This is a genomic window from Nocardia tenerifensis NBRC 101015 (assembly GCF_000308715.1).
GTDB classification, from domain to species: Bacteria; Actinomycetota; Actinomycetes; order Mycobacteriales; family Mycobacteriaceae; genus Nocardia; species Nocardia tenerifensis.
Map to the genome: position 1 here is coordinate 12,180 of NZ_BAGH01000160.1, position 16,919 is coordinate 29,098.

Annotated in this window: 22 protein-coding genes; 8 read left to right on the plus strand and 14 right to left on the minus strand. The window is 64.7% G+C overall.

What is annotated here, in order from left to right; translation table 11 throughout:
- Positions 1–27 precede the first annotated feature (27 nt).
- The 6 genes from ON39_RS45825 to ON39_RS12720 form a co-directional block, all read right to left on the minus strand.
- On the minus strand, positions 28–546 hold the full coding sequence (locus ON39_RS45825; protein WP_051186551.1) for a hypothetical protein: 519 nt from the start codon (positions 544–546) through the stop codon (positions 28–30).
- A gap of 41 nt (positions 547–587) precedes the next feature.
- A complete protein-coding gene (locus ON39_RS12700; protein WP_040733922.1) occupies positions 588–869 on the minus strand; it encodes a hypothetical protein in 282 nt (93 codons plus the stop codon).
- Positions 870–968: 99 nt separating this feature from the next.
- Positions 969–1,784 (minus strand): class I SAM-dependent methyltransferase, encoded by an 816-nt coding sequence (locus ON39_RS12705; RefSeq protein WP_040733924.1) that lies wholly within the window; start codon positions 1,782–1,784, stop codon positions 969–971.
- Positions 1,785–1,844: 60 nt separating this feature from the next.
- Positions 1,845–3,077: a glycosyltransferase gene (locus tag ON39_RS12710; RefSeq protein ID WP_040733927.1), complete on the minus strand. Its 1,233-nt coding sequence runs from the start codon at positions 3,075–3,077 to the stop codon at positions 1,845–1,847.
- A 24-nt stretch (positions 3,078–3,101) separates the two neighbouring features.
- Positions 3,102–3,731, minus strand: coding sequence for a TetR/AcrR family transcriptional regulator (locus ON39_RS12715; protein ID WP_040733930.1), 630 nt, complete (start codon positions 3,729–3,731; stop codon positions 3,102–3,104).
- A 60-nt stretch (positions 3,732–3,791) separates the two neighbouring features.
- On the minus strand, positions 3,792–4,688 hold the full coding sequence (locus ON39_RS12720; protein WP_040734030.1) for an SDR family NAD(P)-dependent oxidoreductase: 897 nt from the start codon (positions 4,686–4,688) through the stop codon (positions 3,792–3,794).
- A gap of 236 nt (positions 4,689–4,924) precedes the next feature.
- Between ON39_RS12720 and ON39_RS12725 the strand changes: the two genes are divergently transcribed.
- Together ON39_RS12725 and ON39_RS12730 are read left to right on the plus strand one after the other, a co-directional pair.
- The gene (locus tag ON39_RS12725; RefSeq protein ID WP_040733932.1) at positions 4,925–5,398 is read left to right on the plus strand and encodes a carboxymuconolactone decarboxylase family protein; all 474 of its coding nucleotides are present in this window, start codon (positions 4,925–4,927) and stop codon (positions 5,396–5,398) included.
- Positions 5,399–5,581: 183 nt separating this feature from the next.
- Entirely contained in the window at positions 5,582–6,046 is a 465-nt protein-coding gene (locus ON39_RS12730; RefSeq protein WP_146251345.1) for a hypothetical protein, read from the plus strand.
- Positions 6,047–6,111: 65 nt separating this feature from the next.
- Here ON39_RS12730 and ON39_RS48720 read toward each other — a convergent pair whose 3' ends face one another.
- Together ON39_RS48720 and ON39_RS12740 are read right to left on the minus strand one after the other, a co-directional pair.
- Positions 6,112–6,540, minus strand: coding sequence for a hypothetical protein (locus ON39_RS48720; protein WP_146251344.1), 429 nt, complete (start codon positions 6,538–6,540; stop codon positions 6,112–6,114).
- A 229-nt stretch (positions 6,541–6,769) separates the two neighbouring features.
- Positions 6,770–7,678, minus strand: a complete 909-nt coding sequence (locus tag ON39_RS12740) for a helix-turn-helix transcriptional regulator (protein WP_040733939.1) — start codon at positions 7,676–7,678, stop codon at positions 6,770–6,772.
- A gap of 141 nt (positions 7,679–7,819) precedes the next feature.
- Between ON39_RS12740 and ON39_RS12745 the strand changes: the two genes are divergently transcribed.
- The gene (locus ON39_RS12745; protein WP_040734033.1) at positions 7,820–8,773 is read left to right on the plus strand and encodes an aldo/keto reductase; all 954 of its coding nucleotides are present in this window, start codon (positions 7,820–7,822) and stop codon (positions 8,771–8,773) included.
- Positions 8,774–8,822: 49 nt separating this feature from the next.
- Here ON39_RS12745 and ON39_RS12750 read toward each other — a convergent pair whose 3' ends face one another.
- Positions 8,823–9,320, minus strand: coding sequence for a hypothetical protein (locus tag ON39_RS12750; protein WP_211336475.1), 498 nt, complete (start codon positions 9,318–9,320; stop codon positions 8,823–8,825).
- A gap of 459 nt (positions 9,321–9,779) precedes the next feature.
- Entirely contained in the window at positions 9,780–10,412 is a 633-nt protein-coding gene (locus ON39_RS12755) for a TetR/AcrR family transcriptional regulator (RefSeq protein WP_040733941.1), read from the minus strand.
- A gap of 105 nt (positions 10,413–10,517) precedes the next feature.
- Here ON39_RS12755 and ON39_RS12760 point away from each other — a divergent pair, with 105 nt between their 5' ends.
- A complete protein-coding gene (locus ON39_RS12760) occupies positions 10,518–11,090 on the plus strand; it encodes a dihydrofolate reductase family protein (RefSeq protein ID WP_040733942.1) in 573 nt (190 codons plus the stop codon).
- Between the two features lie 134 nt (positions 11,091–11,224).
- On the opposite strand, the gene ON39_RS12765 is transcribed toward ON39_RS12760, so the two are convergent.
- Both ON39_RS12765 and ON39_RS12770 read right to left on the minus strand, forming a co-directional pair.
- The gene (locus tag ON39_RS12765; RefSeq protein WP_040733944.1) at positions 11,225–11,443 is read right to left on the minus strand and encodes a hypothetical protein; all 219 of its coding nucleotides are present in this window, start codon (positions 11,441–11,443) and stop codon (positions 11,225–11,227) included.
- Positions 11,444–11,618: 175 nt separating this feature from the next.
- Positions 11,619–12,212 (minus strand): DinB family protein, encoded by a 594-nt coding sequence (locus ON39_RS12770; RefSeq protein WP_040733947.1) that lies wholly within the window; start codon positions 12,210–12,212, stop codon positions 11,619–11,621.
- 502 nt (positions 12,213–12,714) lie between these two features.
- Here ON39_RS12770 and ON39_RS12775 point away from each other — a divergent pair.
- A complete protein-coding gene (locus tag ON39_RS12775) occupies positions 12,715–13,137 on the plus strand; it encodes a VOC family protein (RefSeq protein ID WP_040734038.1) in 423 nt (140 codons plus the stop codon).
- A gap of 49 nt (positions 13,138–13,186) precedes the next feature.
- Here ON39_RS12775 and ON39_RS12780 read toward each other — a convergent pair whose 3' ends face one another.
- A complete protein-coding gene (locus ON39_RS12780; protein ID WP_040733948.1) occupies positions 13,187–14,155 on the minus strand; it encodes an alpha/beta hydrolase in 969 nt (322 codons plus the stop codon).
- Between the two features lie 107 nt (positions 14,156–14,262).
- Between ON39_RS12780 and ON39_RS12785 the strand changes: the two genes are divergently transcribed.
- Positions 14,263–14,916, plus strand: a complete 654-nt coding sequence (locus ON39_RS12785; RefSeq protein WP_040733950.1) for a TetR/AcrR family transcriptional regulator — start codon at positions 14,263–14,265, stop codon at positions 14,914–14,916.
- 3 nt (positions 14,917–14,919) lie between these two features.
- Here ON39_RS12785 and ON39_RS12790 read toward each other — a convergent pair whose 3' ends face one another.
- The gene (locus tag ON39_RS12790) at positions 14,920–15,567 is read right to left on the minus strand and encodes a TetR/AcrR family transcriptional regulator C-terminal domain-containing protein (RefSeq protein WP_040733952.1); all 648 of its coding nucleotides are present in this window, start codon (positions 15,565–15,567) and stop codon (positions 14,920–14,922) included.
- Between the two features lie 89 nt (positions 15,568–15,656).
- Here ON39_RS12790 and ON39_RS50055 point away from each other — a divergent pair, with 89 nt between their 5' ends.
- The gene (locus ON39_RS50055; protein ID WP_211336474.1) at positions 15,657–16,091 is read left to right on the plus strand and encodes a hypothetical protein; all 435 of its coding nucleotides are present in this window, start codon (positions 15,657–15,659) and stop codon (positions 16,089–16,091) included.
- Between the two features lie 22 nt (positions 16,092–16,113).
- The gene (locus ON39_RS12800; protein WP_040733954.1) at positions 16,114–16,881 is read left to right on the plus strand and encodes an NAD(P)-binding domain-containing protein; all 768 of its coding nucleotides are present in this window, start codon (positions 16,114–16,116) and stop codon (positions 16,879–16,881) included.
- Positions 16,882–16,919: the final 38 nt, after the last annotated feature.

Below are 16,919 nucleotides of genomic sequence, written 5' to 3' on the forward strand. Positions count from 1 at the left end.
GCCGCGCGGACGCTTTGCGCCGCTCGGTTACGGCTTGATCAGCCCCGTGGCGGCGAGTCGCTGGTGCGCAGCGTCGACCACTCCATGGGCCAGCTCCCGCATCCATGCCCGGATCGCCTCGTCGTCCCGATCTGCCGGTGGCGTCTCGTCCCACGCTTCCAACGGCTCGAGCAGGACAGAGATCGCCGCCGCGCCGTCGCAGGACGACCACAAACCCCACAGCGAGTGCGCACCGTCTTCGGGCCGCAGCTCACCGGCGATCATCTGTCGAGCGATGTCGCGAGCGACGACCCAGGCGGCTTGCGACTCATCGATCGGCTCGACCTCGAGTTCGGTGAGAACCTGCCGGACCAGCGGCGTCGCGTCGGCCAGAAGCAGACCGGTCGGCGATTCGCCGGCCAGCTCGAGCAGCGCGGGAGTGTCGACACCGGCGACGAGCAGGTCGCACGCCAGCCATACCGCCGCGTCGGTGCGCAGAAGATCAAGCAACAGTTCGGCTTTGAGCCGCAACACCCGTTCGCGCAGCTCGTCAGGCAGGTTGTGCATGGGCTCTATCGAAGCGCCCGGCCGCCATGATCGGTAGTGAATTAAGGGTCGATGGCTTCGAGCCGCTCCAGTGCGGTTTGCACGCGCGTGGTGGCCGCCACTACCTCCGGGGTGTCATCCAGCTCGTCCAAGGCATCGGAGTGGGCTTCGAGCCCGATGTGCAGATGTTGCCGCGCGTCGGCGGTCGTATTCTGCGCCAGCTGAGCCTGGGTGATCGGGTTGGCCGCCGTTCCGAGGACGGCGTCCGCCGCCAGGTTCGCCGCGGCGACGACGGCAGCCACATTCTGGTCGGCGTTATCGGGATGAGCCACGACAATCTCCATTGTTCTGTTCCGTGGCCTCAGTATGGGTGGGGACGAGGGGAATTGGCGCCGTTAGCAGGGATCGTCGCGCAACACGCCGAAGCGTTGCCGAACGGATATTCAGAAGCGGAACCGCACGATGCGGGTGGATCGTTTCATACCGGGCACCAGGTTCAGCAGACGGAACATGCGACGTACATTCTTCGGCGCCTTTGCCATCAACAGCGGAGAGTCGTTCATCGGCTCTTCGTCGACGAATTCGAGCCGCGGGTGCCACTCGGCCAGCTCAGCGGGATTGTCGAAGCCAGAGTGGAATCGGGTGTCGTATCGGCGCAGTGTGGGATCCCATTTCGACGTGCGCCTTGCCCAGACCGACACCGTGTCGAACTGGATCTGCCCAGTGGGGAAGGCGTCCACGACACTGGTGAGCAGCCGCCGGAGTTCGGCCTCGGTCAGGTACGGCACCAGGCCCTCGGCGATCATCAGCACCGGCCGATCCCGGGGAATACGATCCAACCAGGTCGGATCGGTGACGCTGGAGCCGACCAGGGTGTAATGCTCGCGCGACGGCAGAAGTTGTTCCCGCAGTTCGATAATGGCGGGGTAATCCAGGTCGTACCAGTCGACGGTGGCGGGCGGGTCGATCCGATACACCCGGGCGTCGAGGCCGCAGCCCAGGTGCAGCACCACCGCATCGGGGTGGTCGGCCAGAAAGCTTCGGCCCCAGTCGTCGTGGACCTTCGCGCGCACCACCGCGGCGAGGCCCATCTGACTGGTGCCGAATCTGCGCTTGTCATAGTCCGGATCGAGCCGGCGCATCGCCTGCTCGGCGTATTCGTCACCCAGGATCGGGTCGGGCAGCCGGTTGTCCAAGGCCTTGGCCCTCAGAACGGGACTGAGGGTCTTCTGCACTCCCACAAGTTTGCTGTTCTGCACACCAGCGACGCTACTCAGATATGCGGAATCGGCCAGTGCGACAGGCCTTTCGTACGCCCGTCACTCGATCAGCTGCTCGACCGCCGCGACAACCGCTGCCGCACCGTCCTCTTCGGCGATCCGTGCGGCGAGTTCTTCGGCGCGCGTTCGATGGCCGGGCTCGGACAGCGCGGAATCTATCGCGCGGGCAAGCCGTTCGGCGGTGAGTTTCGGCCGAGGCAGCGTTGCCGAACTGACGCCCAGTTCGCGCAGCCGTCGCGCCCAGAACGGTTGGTCGCCGCCCGGCGACGGTACGGCGACGGCGGGCAGACCGGCGCGCAGTCCGGCCGCCATGGTCCCCGCCCCGCAGGAGTGAACCACCGCCGCGGTCTTACCGAACAACCAGTCGTGCGGGACGGTGCCGACGGTTATCACGGCGTCGTCGCGCACATCGAGTCCGGCGCCGCCCGCTTGAACCACTCCGCGCACCCCCACCATGGTCAACGCCTGTCGGACGACTTCCGACACACGCGCCGCCTCCTGTTCGGACAGCATGAGGCTGCCCAAACCGACAAAGACTGGCGCGGAACCGGATTCGAGGAACGACACGAGCTCGACCGGCGGCTTCCATCCGGCAGGTCGCCGCGGCCACCAGTAGCCGGTCACCGCCAAGCCGGGCCGCCAGTCGCCGGGGCGCGGCAGCACGCTGGGTGAGAAGCCATGCAGGATAGGCCATTCGGCAATCGTTCGCTCTCGCCGAAGGGAGCGCTGCGGCACCTGTGGCAAGCCCAATCTCTTCCGGAACCCGGCGATGGTCTTGCCGTACAACCGATCGACCAACGCGACGGCGCAGCGTCCGGCGGTGCGGTTGATCGTCGCCCCGGCAGACCAGGCGCCCAGGAGCGACGGGGGATAGGCCGAGGTTGTCGAGATCGGTTGCAGGCGAACGCCGAGGCTGGGAATGCCGCGCGCCTCGGCGAGCGGGTGGCCGGCCAATTCGGCGAACGGTGAGAGCAGCAGGACATCGGCGGGTACGTCTACGAGCGCGTCGAGCAGCTTCTCGCCCAATTGACGCATGCCCTTGGGCAGTAGCAGTTCCATCGCGGCTTTGGCCGGCTTGTCCGGGTCGAGCTCGTGGTCGAGTTGGAAGTCGATCGGCCTGGTTTCGAGCCCGCACGCGGTGATCTCGTCGACGAGGTCCGGTGTCACGGTCATGACGACGTCGTGGCCGGACTCGCGAAGTCGGCAACCGAAGTCGGTCAACGGGTACAGATCTCCCCGCGACCCGAACCCCGCTATCACTATGTGGGCCATGGCTTCCCCCAATTGTTGTAGGCGCTATCTGTTCTCCGAGGCGAGAAGAAACGCGGTGACGAGTTCCTCGCCGTAGGTGCGGATATCGAAGTCCGGGTCGGTCGTCGACTTCAGCAGGGCCCCGCCGATGGCGCTGCGTACCGCCAGCGCCATGGAAACCGTTGACAGCGAACGGAACTCGCCGGACTCGACGCCGAGGTCGAAGATCGGCTCCAGTTCCAGCTTCGCCAGGTCGGCCAGCTGGTCGGGGGCCAGGTCCGGGCTCAGCTCGTGCAGTCGCTGCCCGGTGCGGCTGCGATAGTTCGCGGCGATCTCGCTCAACGCGATCTGATGCGAGCGGTGGGTGTCGATGTAGTGGATATGGGCTCGGATGTGGGCCGCGAGTTTCCCGGCCGCGGTGGTCTCCCGCGCGACCACGGGCGACATGATCTCGATGACCGACCGGTAGCACTCTGCGACGATCGCGGCGACGAGATCGTCCTTGTTCCCGAAGTGGTACAGCACCACGCTCATGGCGACACCGACTCGGTCGGCGATCTTGCGGACCGAGGCATGGTTGTAGCCCAGCTCGGCGATGGCCTCGATCGCACAGTCGATGATTTGGGAGCGGCGCGCTACCTCGGTGAAGGTGGAGTCGCCGTCTCTCGATCGCATGATCTAAGTATAGATCAGCTGATCGAGGGACGGGTTGCGCTGGCCGACGGAGGTTTTCAGCTAAGCCGCAGTGAATCGTTCTGCGGCGTCCCACAATTCGGCTTCTCGTTGCGAGTCGTAAGACTCGTCCGACGACCGGGCAACCTGGTCGCGATCGACATAAGAGCCGGACGGTGCTCGGGTCGCGCCCAATACGACGTCGGCTAAGTGCTTCCCGGCGGCGGCCTGCGTGGTCGCGAACGGGGTGAGAGTCATCATCGGCAAGATGCGACGCATAGCGAACCGGGAGAACGGATCCGCATCGCGTGCCAATCCGGTTCCGGGGACGAAACCCGGGTTGAAGGCGACGACCTCGACTCCGTTCGGGAGGCGCCGGGCGTACTCGTGGACCAGATAGATCGCGGCCAACTTACTGGTGGAGTAGGCCGTGCGTCCGGCGCCCGTGGTGTCGGGTTCGGAAAAGGCGCCCGTGCGGGCGAGGACCTCCGGGGACTGCCAGACCGGACCGGGCACCATACCCATGTTGTGCTTGAAGTCCCCAAAATGTGTGTCACTGACGGTGATCACGATCCGGGCGGGAGCGACCAACCGATCCTCGAGGAGCCGGATGAGCAAATGATTGGCGAGCACGTTGACGGCGAAGGTGGACTCGAAGCCGTCCGGACTCTCGTTGAGCGCGTTCGTGTATTGGATACCCGCGTTGCCGACGAAACCGGACAGCGGTGGGAGGCGACCCTTGTCGATCTGCCGACAGATCTCGGCGGCGGCCGAACGAACGCTGCGCAAATCGACGAGGTCGACCGCGACATGCGTTACCGCGTACCCGCCCGCGCTGAGTTCGGCGGCCAGCCGGGTGCCGGAGGTCTCGCGAGCGGCGACCACCAGATGCGTGTCGGGCGATTCGCGCAGGATGCGCTCTGCGGCGACGCGGCCGAATCCGCCCGTTGCGCCGGTCATTACGATGGTGGACTGCACGAGCGACCCCCGGGGTAGGCTGCGCCGAATCGAAAGTTTGCCGTCGGCAAGAAGTTTCGAGACACCATACTCACCCAGGGAGCACAGGGTCCGGTGAGGGCCGCGCCCGGTATGGCCAATGGGATCATTTGTTACCTTCTGCTACCGCGCTCCGTCATTGAGGTACCGGGCGATCGAAACCTGGGTCGCCCCCACCTGATGCGAGGAGAACCAACCCCATGACCGTGCGCATGCCCAACCCGTTCTACCTGCTCTCGGAGGCAGGGGCCATTCCGGTAGCGCTCGAGAAAGCCGTCTCGGAAACCGGTGTCCCCCTTGCGACTTTGGCGATCACCGCGATGCGCGCCAGCCAGATCAACGGCGGCGCCGCCTGCCTGTGGGCCGAGGTGAACCTGGCGAGGAAGGAAGGCATCACCGACGACCAGCTCGCCACCGTGGCGGCATGGCGAAGCTCGCCGTATTTCAGCGACGCCGAGTGTGCCGCCCTAGCCTTGGCCGAGGCGGTCACGGAAATGGCGCACAGCGGCGGTGACATCGTCTCCGACGAACTCTGGCAGACCCTGTCACGCCATTACGACGAGCGGCAACGCGCCGCACTGATCCTCTGGTTGGCCGGTGGGACCATGTTCAACATCGTCAACAATGTGGTCCGCGAGGAGGCCGGGCAGAGCTGGGACAACGGGGTGCTGTAGGAGCCGACTTCTGGCGGGGCCATGTCTTGGCTGCGTACCGGCGGCATCAATGGTGCCGCCGGTACGTACAGAACGGCCCGAATCGCATAGTCGCCGCCCATATGGTTCGGCAGACTGATCTGCCATACTCGCGTTCGAGAACCTGTGATTCAACGCAGGTGTCCCTGTCGGTGAGGATGCGCGATGATCGTCCAAACGGTCCCCATGTGGCCTGATCGGCAAACCATGGTGCATCCGCGTGATGTCCTCATGCTGTTTCCCTCGAACAATTGGCGCTGGAAGGTCGAAGAATTCGACGGCGTCGGGCGGTTTCCCGCAGGTCTCACCTGGGCGGAGTTCCAGGTCGAGGTCGAGTCCGGGATATCCATCTTCGATTGGGACGGACTCCGACAGTTCGCCGACGGCTTGGACCAGATAATCGATGGCCGGATCGTCGCCGCCGATGAGAACGACACGGTGTTGGTGACGATCGACGTGCTGGACAGCACCACATACGAGATCATCATCGATACTGCCTGGAGCGGCGCGACCGAACTCGCCTCTTCCCTGGCACAATTCGCATCCGCACCAGCCACATCGTCACCTACCGATACGACTGCGCGTTTCGTGCGAGGGCCCAGTGTGGAATTCCCCGGCGGGGGAGCGTGACGGTGGGAGGCTAGGCCGACTGCTGCTCCATGCCGACCGCCGGACATTGGCTTTGGCTTCGTGTTCTACTGGCGCGGTTTCGGATCAGCGGGGCTCGACGTCGGTGCTGACTCTCGCAACGCGAAGACGTCGGCGGGGCGGAGGCAGTCCCGACGAGGTTCGCGGTGCAGGGGCCAAGGCTCATCGAGGACGATCTGCGCTCGCCAACCGCCGAGTTCGAGGCCCTCTGCAGCCTGAGCATCAAGTCGATCATCGACCTTGTCACCAAGCAGCCCAGCATGTTCCAGAATTGTGAATATCGCCTCGGCAGCGCAGGTGACGCGCTCTTCCGCAGCGCTCGACGTGCTGCCCGGGTGCAGTTCACGGTATGCCGCGCGGGCCGCGGCGAGAAGGCGGGCCGCATCCGCGACGTGGAAGTCGCGTCGATACCGCAGCGAAATATGCATACCGTCGACCAGCGGCTCACCGCCGACGATCGCGTCGTCATCGTCCACACAACGACGATAGAGGCATCGGTATGCGGGGCAGTGCGTTTGGCGCTGCCGCTTGCCCGGTGCGGGCTGCATTTCAGTACCGAATCAAGCCGACCGGAGTTGAGTTGACGTGACCGGTTGGCGGGTAAGGCTGCCAGAGCCAGTCTGACACCTCCCGCACTCTCTCTCAGGCCACGCACTCTCTCTAGGGCCCTAGAGTCGGTGCGTATCCCGAGAGACGGTGCGGGAATCAGAGCGAACCCGGCTGAGGGGAGGGCGCTGCCGTCCTTGGCGTAACTGACCAGCTGGCAAGGAGTTTGAGCCGATCTTCGGATGTGCTGCCGGGTTCGGCGGTGTACGTGATCAGGTTGTGCACGGTTCGGCCGGGTAGGGGTAGGTCGAGGTCGTGGAAGGTCAGTTCCAGGTGCCCGACGTCGGGGTGCTGGAGCCGTTTGATGCCGTCGTGGCGGATCAGGACGTCGTGCGCGGCCCACAGGCCGCGGAATTCGCTACTAAGAGTGGACAACTCGCCGACGAGTTCGCGCAGTGCCCGGTCCCGGGGCTCGCGCCCGGCCTCGGCGCGCAGCAGGGCGGCGGTGGCATTGCCTGCGGTGTCCCAGTCGACGAAGAAATCATGTGCGCCGCGGTCGAGGAAGACGTAGCGGGCGATGTTGGGGCGGCCGCGCCGGTCGACGGTGGCGCTGTCGAACATGGGCGCGAACACGGCTCGGGCCAAAGGGTTTTCGGCGATGATGTCCGTGCGGCCGTTGCGTACGAACGCCGAGGACATCGTCATGGAGTCGAGCAGCCATTGGACCTGCGGCGGGACCTCGACGTCCCTGCGACGCGACGGCGTGCGACTCGCGGGCCGCGATGACCTGGCCAGGTCGAACAGGTGAGTGCGTTCGTCGTCGTCCAGTCGCAGTGCGCGAGCGACCGCATCGAGGACGTCTTCGGACACGCCGCCGATGTGCCCCTTCTCCAGCCGCGTGTACCACTCGGTACTCACACCGGCAAGGACGGCGACCTCCTCTCGCCGCAGCCCGACGACCCGACGACGAGCGCTGGTCGGCAGCCCCGCCTGCGCCGGGGTGATCTTGGCGCGCCGACTGGTGAGAAAGTCCCGGATTTCGCCGCGGTTCTCCGGCTGCTGGTCCATGTCATTCACGGTAGCCGCTGGTCACGGCACAAGAGGGGTTGAGCTAGTACCCCCTATAAACGCGACCTTTTCTGGTGCGGGCCGTCGCGGTCTCCTGGGGATCGAACGTTCCCCGTGGGGATGAGACTGGAGGTAGGCGATATGACGAGCAAGACGCTGGCCGCGCCGGCGGTGGCACTGGGCACCTGGGCCTGGGGAGACAGCGGCGAGGCGGGCGAGGGCTATTTCGGCAGTGAACTCACCGCTTCCGGCCTGCGAGAGGTTGTCGACAAAGCGCAATCGAGTGGATTCACTCTGTGGGACACCGCGGTGGTGTACGGCATGGGCCACTCGGAGACGGTCCTCGCTCAGGCGCTGAAAGGGTACGCGCGCAGCGAGTATCAGTTGTCGACGAAGTTCACCCCGCAGGTCGCGGGCGACGGCGACAATCCGGTCGCGGACATGCTGGAGCAGAGCCTCGACCGCCTGGGCACGGACTATGTGGATCTGTACTGGATTCACAACCCTGCCGACGTGGCCCGTTGGACGCCGTCGCTGATTCCGCTGCTACAGCGCGGGAGGATCAAGCATGTCGGCGTCTCCAACCACAATGTGAAGGAGATCGCTCTCGCCGATCAGATCCTCGGCGAGGCCGGCTTCCGGGTGGAGGCGGTCCAGAACCACTACAGTTTGCTGTACCGGAGTTCTGAGCGCGCGGGCATTCTCGAGCACTGCCGCGAGCACGATGTGCGGTTCTTTTCCTACATGGTTCTTGAGCAAGGGACGCTGACCGGCAGGTACAGCCCGGCTAATCCGTTGCCGGAGGGCAGCAGCCGCGCCGCCGTGTACAACGGCATCCTGCCCCAGCTGCAGGCGCTGACGGACAGGATGGGTGCGATCGGCGAGGATCGAGGCGCGTCCGCAGCCGACGTCGCCACCGCCTGGGCCATCGCCAAGGGGACCACCCCGATCATCGGCGTCACGAAGGCGGATCACATCGACGGGGTGATCCGAGCGCTCGGCATCGAACTCACCGACGAGGAGATCGCAGACCTGGAGGCGCTGGCCGACGCCGCGGGCGTCGACACGCGCGGCAGTTGGGAGCACGACATGTAGTGGTCGTCGGCGGAGCGCCGGTGGGCATCGCGCGGGCGCCGAAAGGCGCTCACGCGAGGTCTGAACTAGTCGGTGTATCGAGGACTTGCAGTGCGTCGTCATATTGGTTGCGGTCGAAGCGGAATGGGCCGAATCCGCTGTAGTCGCGTTGTGGGCGATAGCGTTGCGCGAAGTGATCCCATATCACGAGGCGGTCGGAGACGACGATGTCCGCCAGCAGCGGCCAGTCACCCCACGCTCCACATTGACACACGAGTACGGGAGTCTTCGATTCCATTGTCATGGAAGACTTTCCGTGAAAATGGTTGACGAACCGAACGTGTCCTGATGGCAGGCCGCCATAGGCCTCGCCCGCAGGCTGCATGTCGGCCGCGAGTTCGAAGCTATCGATCAGATCGGTGAGCGGTACACCATCGACACGGGGGACGACCTTGTCACGCTGCACGATCGGCAGGTGACGTGGCACGAACGGAAGCACGCCGGGAGGGAGTGAGCGCGTTCGGTGGAATCGAATGTGTACGTCGAACTGAATCTTATTGATGACCATGGTTGAATCCGATTTGGCATATGGATGCGAGGGTGTGGGATCGGGACGCGGCGCCGGCGGACGATCCGAGATGTGATGGGCCGATTCGAGGCTGGATAAACAGCACAGGAGCGAAAAAAGGCTGACCGCCGACCCAGGCGACACAACCGCCCGACTCGGCAGAGAGCGCTCGGTTGAGAGCCTGCGCGGCAACGGTTATGGATGGTTCGAACTGGGGCGGGCAGGGTGGTCTGCTCACCGATACTGTCGGGAGGCAGCCACCGGCCGCGCGTCACCGGCAGGGACGCGTGGCGCCCTTCGCACAGAAAATGTTCACCGCTCGACGGTATCCGGTACAGACGCCGCCCGCCAATACCCACTGCGGACGGGGACAGAATCGAATCGGCAGTCGTGAAAACCGCTTGGACGCAGAATCTTTCATGTTGCCAGGCGCATCCCGAATGGCCCAGCAGTGTCCGATCAGATTCCGCGGTCGATCATGTCCAGCAATTGTGTTGTGAGACCGTCGAATTGGTCGGCGGCGAGGAAGCGTAAGGGGCCCTCTACGACCAGACAGGCCAGACCATGCACGGTGGGCCACGCGAGAAACTCTGCGCCGGGCCGCCTTTCGGGTGGAAGCAGGCCCGCTGCGACCAGGCCGTCGAGGGCGTCGCCGAGTATTTCGATCGCCGAACGTCCGGTGGGCCCGGCGGCGGGCTCGGCGACCGCGGACACATCGCGCTGGGTCGCGAACGCGGTGCGAAACAGCCCGGGTTCATCGCGGGCGAAGCGCAGGTAGCCCGCGCCGACAGCGCGGAAACGGGCTCGTGCCGCATCGGCGCCCGTGATCGCGTCCTGCTCGGCGAGCATGGCGGCGGCCAGCCGCGACAGGGCGACGCGAGCTACCGCCTGTACCAATGCATCTCGGTCTTTGAAGTGGGTGTAGGCCGCGTTCGGGGCGACACCGGCGCGCCGCGCGGCCTCACGCAGCACAATGGCTTGGGGCCCGCCGCCCTCGCGTGCCATCGCCACCCCGGCATCGAGCAGTGCGTCACGCAACGCACCGTGCCGGTAGGTGCTTCGCCGGGTCGGTTTGGCCGAGGTGCCGCTCACGCCTGCTCCTGACTGGTTGTGGACGCTGTTCAGATTGTATCTGGACATTGTCCAGAAGTCGTGTATGTTTCTGGACAGCGTCCAGATACTCGACTAGGAGAACCCATGCGCACCCTGATCAGCACCGCTTTCATCTCCCTCGACGGGGTCGTCGAGGCGCCCGGCGGCGAGGCTGGCTATCGCAACGCCGGCTGGACTTTTAAAGACATCGAGTTCGTCCCGGACGCGTTCGAGATCAAGGGCCGCGAGCAGCAGGAAGCCACCGCGATGTTGCTGGGCCGGGTCAGCTACGAGGCGTTCAGCACGGTGTGGCCGGATATGGACGACTTCGCGGACTATAAGGTGATGCCCAAATACGTTGTCTCTCAGACGCTTACCGACGATGCGCTCGTCTCCAACTGGGGTGAGACCACCATCCTGCGCTCACTCGACGATGTCGCCGCGCTGAAGCAGACCGACGGCGGCCCGATCATCATCCACGGCAGCGCCTCGCTGAACCAGAGCCTCTCCGACGCCGGCCTCATCGACCGCTACCACCTTCTCGTCTTCCCGCTGCTGCTCGGCGCGGGCAAGCGCCTGTTCTCCGCCACGGACAAGGACGCCCAGAAGTTGAAGCTCGTGGAATCTCAGGCCTACTCCAACGGTCTGCAGAAGAACGTCTTCGACGTCGTCCGCTGACTCGGCTAACTCCGTTGCGCCGCAACGGAGGTCCCTGTTCACTGCGCGTACCGACTGTTGGAGCGCAGTCGGTACGGACGCTGATGACTGGGCCTGGTTCTGACCAGGCGGGTCATCGACCCCGCGGCAACGCTTCAGTGAGATTGTCCGCTGGCGGTCGCGCCGCCGCCGGACCGCGCCAGCCCGTACTCGATCGCTGTCGCATCGGGTGCGGCCGAACCGCCGGACGCCGCTTTGGCCGTCGTTCCCTCCATATGGATTACCCCGTTATCAGCAGCGGCAGACCCCGCCGCGATCGCAACACCGCCCGCGATCGCCGCTGCGAACACAGTGCCCGCGATGATTCGTTTCATGGTTCCTCCCGTGATCGAACGCTCCTAGTACCACGTTCGAGGCGAAGCGCGGGTTCAGTCCGCGACGTTCGCGGACTGAGGCTCGAGCGGGGTAGACGATGACCATGAGTTCGCTGCGACGAATCGGCCGCCGGTGGACGATCTCCGCCCACGGCGGGTTTGGTCTTCTCGCCATCTATGGAGTGGAAAATTTGGTGGCAGCCGATATAGCTGCTGCCTCGATGCGGGCGCAGTGAGCTTTCCAGAATGACGAATCACGCTGCTGTTCAGCGTAATCGGCGGGTGTGCCTATTGCGCCGTCGAGCTGCTCACGCAGGATGTCGGAGTGCCCGGCGTGCCGACTTGTCTCGGTGAGCATATGGACCAGAATGTTGCACAGCTTCACCTCGGGGCGTGTCCACCACGGCACGTAGCCGGGTGAGTCGATGTCGAGGGTGGTGATCGTCGCATCGGAGTGTGCCCAGACGCGACGATAGCGGCCGACGATTTCGTCGCGCATCTCGTTCTCCGTCGCCCACATGTCCGCACCGCGCGCCTCGATATCGTCCCATCTGGGCAGTGGCTCGCCGAACGGCCGGTCGAAAACTTCGCCGAAGTAGCGTGACTCCCACAGTGACAAATGTTTGACCAGGCCGAGGAGGTTGGTTCCGGTCGATGTCAGGGGGCGACGGATGTCATACTCGCCGAGGCCGTCGAGCTTGTGGACCATCACCTCACGAAAACGTCGAAGTTCGTTGTGCAGGTACTCTTTCACGGACACATCGACCATGAGACACCAGCCTGCCACGGGCCGAACGTATCCGAAGATCGACGGGGCCGGTCGCCGCCATGGCGCAGGAGCCGGTCAGTTCGGGACGACGCAGATGGTGAGTTTGATTCTGGGGTAGACGATTGCCTCTGTGGAGCAGAGGTTTCCGTCGGCGACGTCGTCGAAGGTGGTCTGCTCGGCGATGCGTCTGGTCGCACGCTATCAGGGGGTGGCGTAGGCGTCGCCAAACCGGCTGTGCTGCAAGGGCCTCGATGCGGTGCGCCGCGGTTGCTGAGTCGCGCGATGGGTACTGCGGTTGCCAACGAGTGAAACCGTCGCGGCGGCAACGGTTTTTGTCGCCGGTTCGCGCCTGTGGCAGAGCGGTGCGCGAAGAACACGATGATCAAGGCTAAGGCCCTGTATGTTCCGCTCATAATCACGACAGGAGGTGTCGTGATTCTGTGAAAGGTTCACTTGGCGACCGTCGGATGGGCCGAGCGGTCACTTCATGAAGGAGTGTCGGGTGAGTTCTGGGGTTAATCCGTGCATCGTGTTCAACGGCAATGCGCGGCGAGCGATGGAGTTTTATCGGGATGTTTTCGGGGGTGAGTTGGAGGTGGGGACGGTCGCCGACTTCGGGTCACCGGAATCGCCTGATGCCGACAATGTCATGCACGCTCAACTTCAGACGTCGGCCGGTTACACGCTGATGGGCTGGGATTTCCCGGCCGACCGGCCTAACCATCCGCCCTATCGGCCAGGGAACAATGTTGCGATCTTCGTCGGTGGTGACGACGACGAACTTCGCGGGTACTTCGAGAAGCTTTCGGTCGGCGGCACGGTAACACTGTCGCTCGAAAAGCAGGTGTGGGGCGACGTGGCGGGCTCGCTCGTGGATCAGTTCGGGATCAGTTGGATGTTCAATATAACGGTCCCGCAGCCCTGATCGACCTTTCGGCGATCGGCACGCCGCCAGCCCTCTAGATCGGCGTTAGTCAGCGTGTGGAGTGTTGAAGCTCGAAGGCGTGTCGAAGAAACGCGAGGATCTCCGCCTGGGCGTCCTCGGCTTGTGGTTCCACGCCGGGGAGGGTGAGGAACGCGTGCCGCGCGTCCGGGTACTCGGTGAGTTGCACCGGCGTGCCGGCCGCGCGCAGTCGCTCGGCGTAGCGGCGGCCGTGATCGGCGACCGCGTCCTGCGTGGGTACCACCACCAGTGCGGGGGCGAGTCCGTTCAAATCGCTTGCATACAAAGGCGATAGCGCTTTGGCGTCGGTTCCAGACGGAGCGGCCAGGCGGTGGAAAAGCCGTAACTGGGGGAGCGTCAAGGTCGGGCTGGATGCGTGCTCGGCGATCGAGGGATAGTCGAACATCGTCTCCGTCACGTCGAGTACGGGGTTCACCAGCACCTGTGCTCTCAGGCTCGCGCCGGTTCTCTTGGCGCGAATGGCCGTCAACGCGGTGATCAGTGCGCCGCAGCTCTCACCGAAGACGGCGGTGCGCGTCGGATCGACATCCCATTCAAGCGGTTGGCGCACAACGTGTTCCAGTACGTCCCACCCGTCGTCGGCGGCGCGGTCGAGCGGGCTGCCGGGTGCGAGAAGGCGGTGCTCGACGGAGACGACGACGGCGGGCAACCGCGCGGCGAGATGGCTGTTGGTCCAATCACACTGCGCGGCTGTGCCGACGAAACCTCCACCGTGCACATGGATTACGAGCGGCAGGGCAGAGGATCCGCCGAATTCCGGTGCGGCCGGTCGATAGACGCGGACCGGCAACTCGCGACCGGGCAGCGCGATCTGTTGCCAGCGGATCATCGCGCCGGGATCCGGCTCACCGAGTATCTCCCACGCCGCGCTGGACGCTCGCCAGCGGTTCTCCGCATCGCGGTAGGTCAGCAGTTCCTCGGTTGTGATCATCGTGAAGTCGGGCGTCAATGGCCTTGCCGCAGTGCCGGTCTCGTTCATCGCTCCTTCTTCCTCTCCGGCGAAGCGCCGGTATGCAAACCATTATGCACGCGGTGCGTGCAACAGCAAGTGCATAGACTAAGCTCGGACCGGAGGAAAGGAGCGATATGACCGGCCGCAGGCGATGGACGACCGAGGAGATCCTGGATACGGCGGCGGAATTGCTGCGCACGAGCGACGCCGAGTCGTTCAGTGTGCGTAAGCTCGCCGCCGCGCTGGGGACCGACTCCTCCAGCCTCTACCGGCATTTCCGCAACAAGACCGAGTTGCTGCGCGCGGTGGTCGACCGAATCCTGTTGACCGCCATGGATGATTACCGCCCCGAGGGCGACTGGAAGCAGCGCATCACCGCGCTGGCTCTGCGCCTGCGCGAAGCCTTCGGCGAGCAACCGCAACTCGCGGTGGTGTGGGGACGTTACGCGTCCAGCGGTACCGGATCACGTGTGCTCATGGAGGAGTTGCTGGGGGCGTTGCGTGCGTCCGGGCTGCCCGATGCGGAGATCCCGGCGCGTTATCACCGCATCGTGATCCTGCTTGCCGCACTGATCGCCTCCGAGGCCGGCATCGCCACCGTGCCGCCCGACGAATTCGACCAGGGCGTGGAACTTTTCCGAGTAGCGGTACTCGGTGCCGACCCGGAACGTTTTCCCGCTCTTGCTCATTTCGCCCGCGACCTCAGCCCGCTGGGCGCGGATCGTCGCGCCGCGTTCGAGGAGATTCTCGCCGCCCATCTAGACCATCTCGAAACCCGGATTCCGTAATCTTCAAGCGCCCCCGATGTTTCGCGCCTCGGCTCGGTCCCGAATGCCGCGGAGCACTGTGTCGAGCAACCGATCGAACTCCGCCTCGGACCCGAAATCGCCCATCCGGGAAGCGAGGTCGGCCATCGTCGGATAGTGCGCGGCATCGATCGCGGGGACGTCGCCGGCCCGGCCGGGGCCTCCGCTGAGCACCGCGAGGAGATACCCGTTGAGGAAGCCGAAGAGCAGCAGTGGTGTGTCCGCGACCAGCTGATCGGGGAGCCCGGCCGCGTGCATCGCGGCGACCAGCCGCTCCAGGGCGGTCAGGGCGGCGGGAGAGGTTTGCGGTCGCGTGGCCAAGAGCGGGACGATATGAGGATGCCGGTAGGCGGCCGTTCGATAGCTCCGCGCTGTCGAGCGAGCTACGCCCTCCCAGTCGTCGGCCTCGTCGTCGGGGGATATCTCGGCCAGTACGGTCTCGGAGGCCGCGTCCAGCAGGGCGGCCTTGCCCTTGATGTGGTTGTAGATCGACATCGGGTCGACGCCTAGTTCCTCGGCGAGAGGCCGAACTCCGAAGCGTTCCAAGCCGTTTCGATCGATGAGCGCGACCGCGGCGGCCGCGATGAGTTCGCGGTTCAGCCCGGCCGCAGTGCCTTGGGCGCGTCTAGCCACCGTCGCTCCCTTCTCTTGTCAAACCTACGCCGTAGGATATACGGTCAAGGAAACCTACAACGTAGGTTAGATCTTTCGAGGAGGACAGCATGGATCGGCGAATACCCTCCAGGTACGGGCTTTTCACTGCGATATATACGGGCTTCGGGCTCACCGTCATCGCGGCGATCGTTCCCTACCTCGACCGTGCCGGGCTGGCCGACCACATTCGCGCCGGCTATCCCACCTATGAGCAAGCGCGAATCGACTCGGCTGTCACCACCTACCTGGTCACTTTGTCCATCATTGGATCGCTCGGCGTATGCGCGTGGCTTTGGACGGCGTGGGCGGTCAAGAACGGCACCCGGTGGGTTGGCCTGACCGCAATCGTAATGTTGGTGCTCGGCACCGGAGTAGCGCTGTCCGCGCTGCTGACCAAGGACACCTCCGGTGATACCGGGCTTCCGCCCCTGCTCGGCTGGGTCGGGCTACTTCCTTGCCTGGCAGGGCTTTTCGTGACCACGATGCTATGGAGAAGGTCATGACCGCGTCCATCTGGGAGAAGACATGCTGAAGCGAATCGGGATCATCGGAGTCGGTGAGATCGCGCGAGCGATGGTGAAGGGTCTGTGCGAGGGTTCTGCGGAGGCGCCGGAGATCTACCTATCTCCCCGCGGCGCACGTACGGCCGCTGAGCTTTCCGAGCGGTATGACAGCGTGCGGGTGTGCTCTGACAACCAAGAAGTGGTGGACAGGGCCGATTTGGTGATCGTCGCTGTACGCCGGGAAGACCGGCACGAGGCGTTGGACGCAATCGCGTTGGGGGACAGCCAGATCGTGGTCAACGTGATGGCCGGCGTCGGCAATGATGAGTTGCGCCGGATGCTCGGCACCGACGCGTCGTTGGTTCGGGCGATCCCTTTGCCCGCCATTCACGAACGTCGATCCATCACGGTCGTGTGTCCCGGGCATCCCGTGGTGAATGCCCTGTTCGAGCAGACGGGTGGTGTGCTGCCGGTCGCGGACGAGGCGGCGTTCAACGTATTCTCCGCACTGACAGGTACTTTGACGGCGCATTACTGGTATCTCGCCACGATCACCTCGTGGGCCGTCGAGCAAGGGATCGCCGCCGAGGACGCGGATCATTATGTCCGGGGGCTCTTTCAAGCACTAGGCCGTGCCTTGGCCGACGAATCCCGTACCTTGGCGCAGCTCGCCGCCGACCACGAAACTCCCGGCGGCAGCAATGAGCGTATTCGTACGACATGGTTCGACGCTGCCAACTCCGCGGCGCTCACCAAGGCGCTGGATGGCCTTCTTGCTCAGCTGAATTAGAGCTAGTGAAAGTCGACGGACGCGCGGAGTCGGATGTG

Bases quoted from the DNA above. Each gene is read 5' to 3' on its own strand.
- ON39_RS12760 (WP_040733942.1), top strand. From the start codon at position 10,518: ATGCGCACCCTGATCAGCACCGCTTTCATCTCCCTCGACGGGGTCGTC.
- ON39_RS12745 (WP_040734033.1), top strand. From the start codon at position 7,820: ATGACGAGCAAGACGCTGGCCGCGCCGGCGGTGGCACTGGGCACCTGG.
- ON39_RS12765 (WP_040733944.1), bottom strand. From the start codon at position 11,443: ATGAAACGAATCATCGCGGGCACTGTGTTCGCAGCGGCGATCGCGGGC.
- ON39_RS12750 (WP_211336475.1), bottom strand. From the start codon at position 9,320: ATGGTCATCAATAAGATTCAGTTCGACGTACACATTCGATTCCACCGA.
- ON39_RS12700 (WP_040733922.1), bottom strand. From the start codon at position 869: ATGGAGATTGTCGTGGCTCATCCCGATAACGCCGACCAGAATGTGGCT.
- ON39_RS12715 (WP_040733930.1), bottom strand. From the start codon at position 3,731: ATGCGATCGAGAGACGGCGACTCCACCTTCACCGAGGTAGCGCGCCGC.
- ON39_RS45825 (WP_051186551.1), bottom strand. From the start codon at position 546: ATGCACAACCTGCCTGACGAGCTGCGCGAACGGGTGTTGCGGCTCAAA.
- ON39_RS12780 (WP_040733948.1), bottom strand. From the start codon at position 14,155: ATGAACGAGACCGGCACTGCGGCAAGGCCATTGACGCCCGACTTCACG.
- ON39_RS12785 (WP_040733950.1), top strand. From the start codon at position 14,263: ATGACCGGCCGCAGGCGATGGACGACCGAGGAGATCCTGGATACGGCG.
- ON39_RS12725 (WP_040733932.1), top strand. From the start codon at position 4,925: ATGACCGTGCGCATGCCCAACCCGTTCTACCTGCTCTCGGAGGCAGGG.
- ON39_RS12770 (WP_040733947.1), bottom strand. From the start codon at position 12,212: ATGGTCGATGTGTCCGTGAAAGAGTACCTGCACAACGAACTTCGACGT.
- ON39_RS12730 (WP_146251345.1), top strand. From the start codon at position 5,582: ATGATCGTCCAAACGGTCCCCATGTGGCCTGATCGGCAAACCATGGTG.
- ON39_RS12720 (WP_040734030.1), bottom strand. From the start codon at position 4,688: ATGACCGGCGCAACGGGCGGATTCGGCCGCGTCGCCGCAGAGCGCATC.
- ON39_RS12740 (WP_040733939.1), bottom strand. From the start codon at position 7,678: ATGGACCAGCAGCCGGAGAACCGCGGCGAAATCCGGGACTTTCTCACC.
- ON39_RS50055 (WP_211336474.1), top strand. From the start codon at position 15,657: ATGGATCGGCGAATACCCTCCAGGTACGGGCTTTTCACTGCGATATAT.
- ON39_RS12800 (WP_040733954.1), top strand. From the start codon at position 16,114: ATGCTGAAGCGAATCGGGATCATCGGAGTCGGTGAGATCGCGCGAGCG.
- ON39_RS12710 (WP_040733927.1), bottom strand. From the start codon at position 3,077: ATGGCCCACATAGTGATAGCGGGGTTCGGGTCGCGGGGAGATCTGTAC.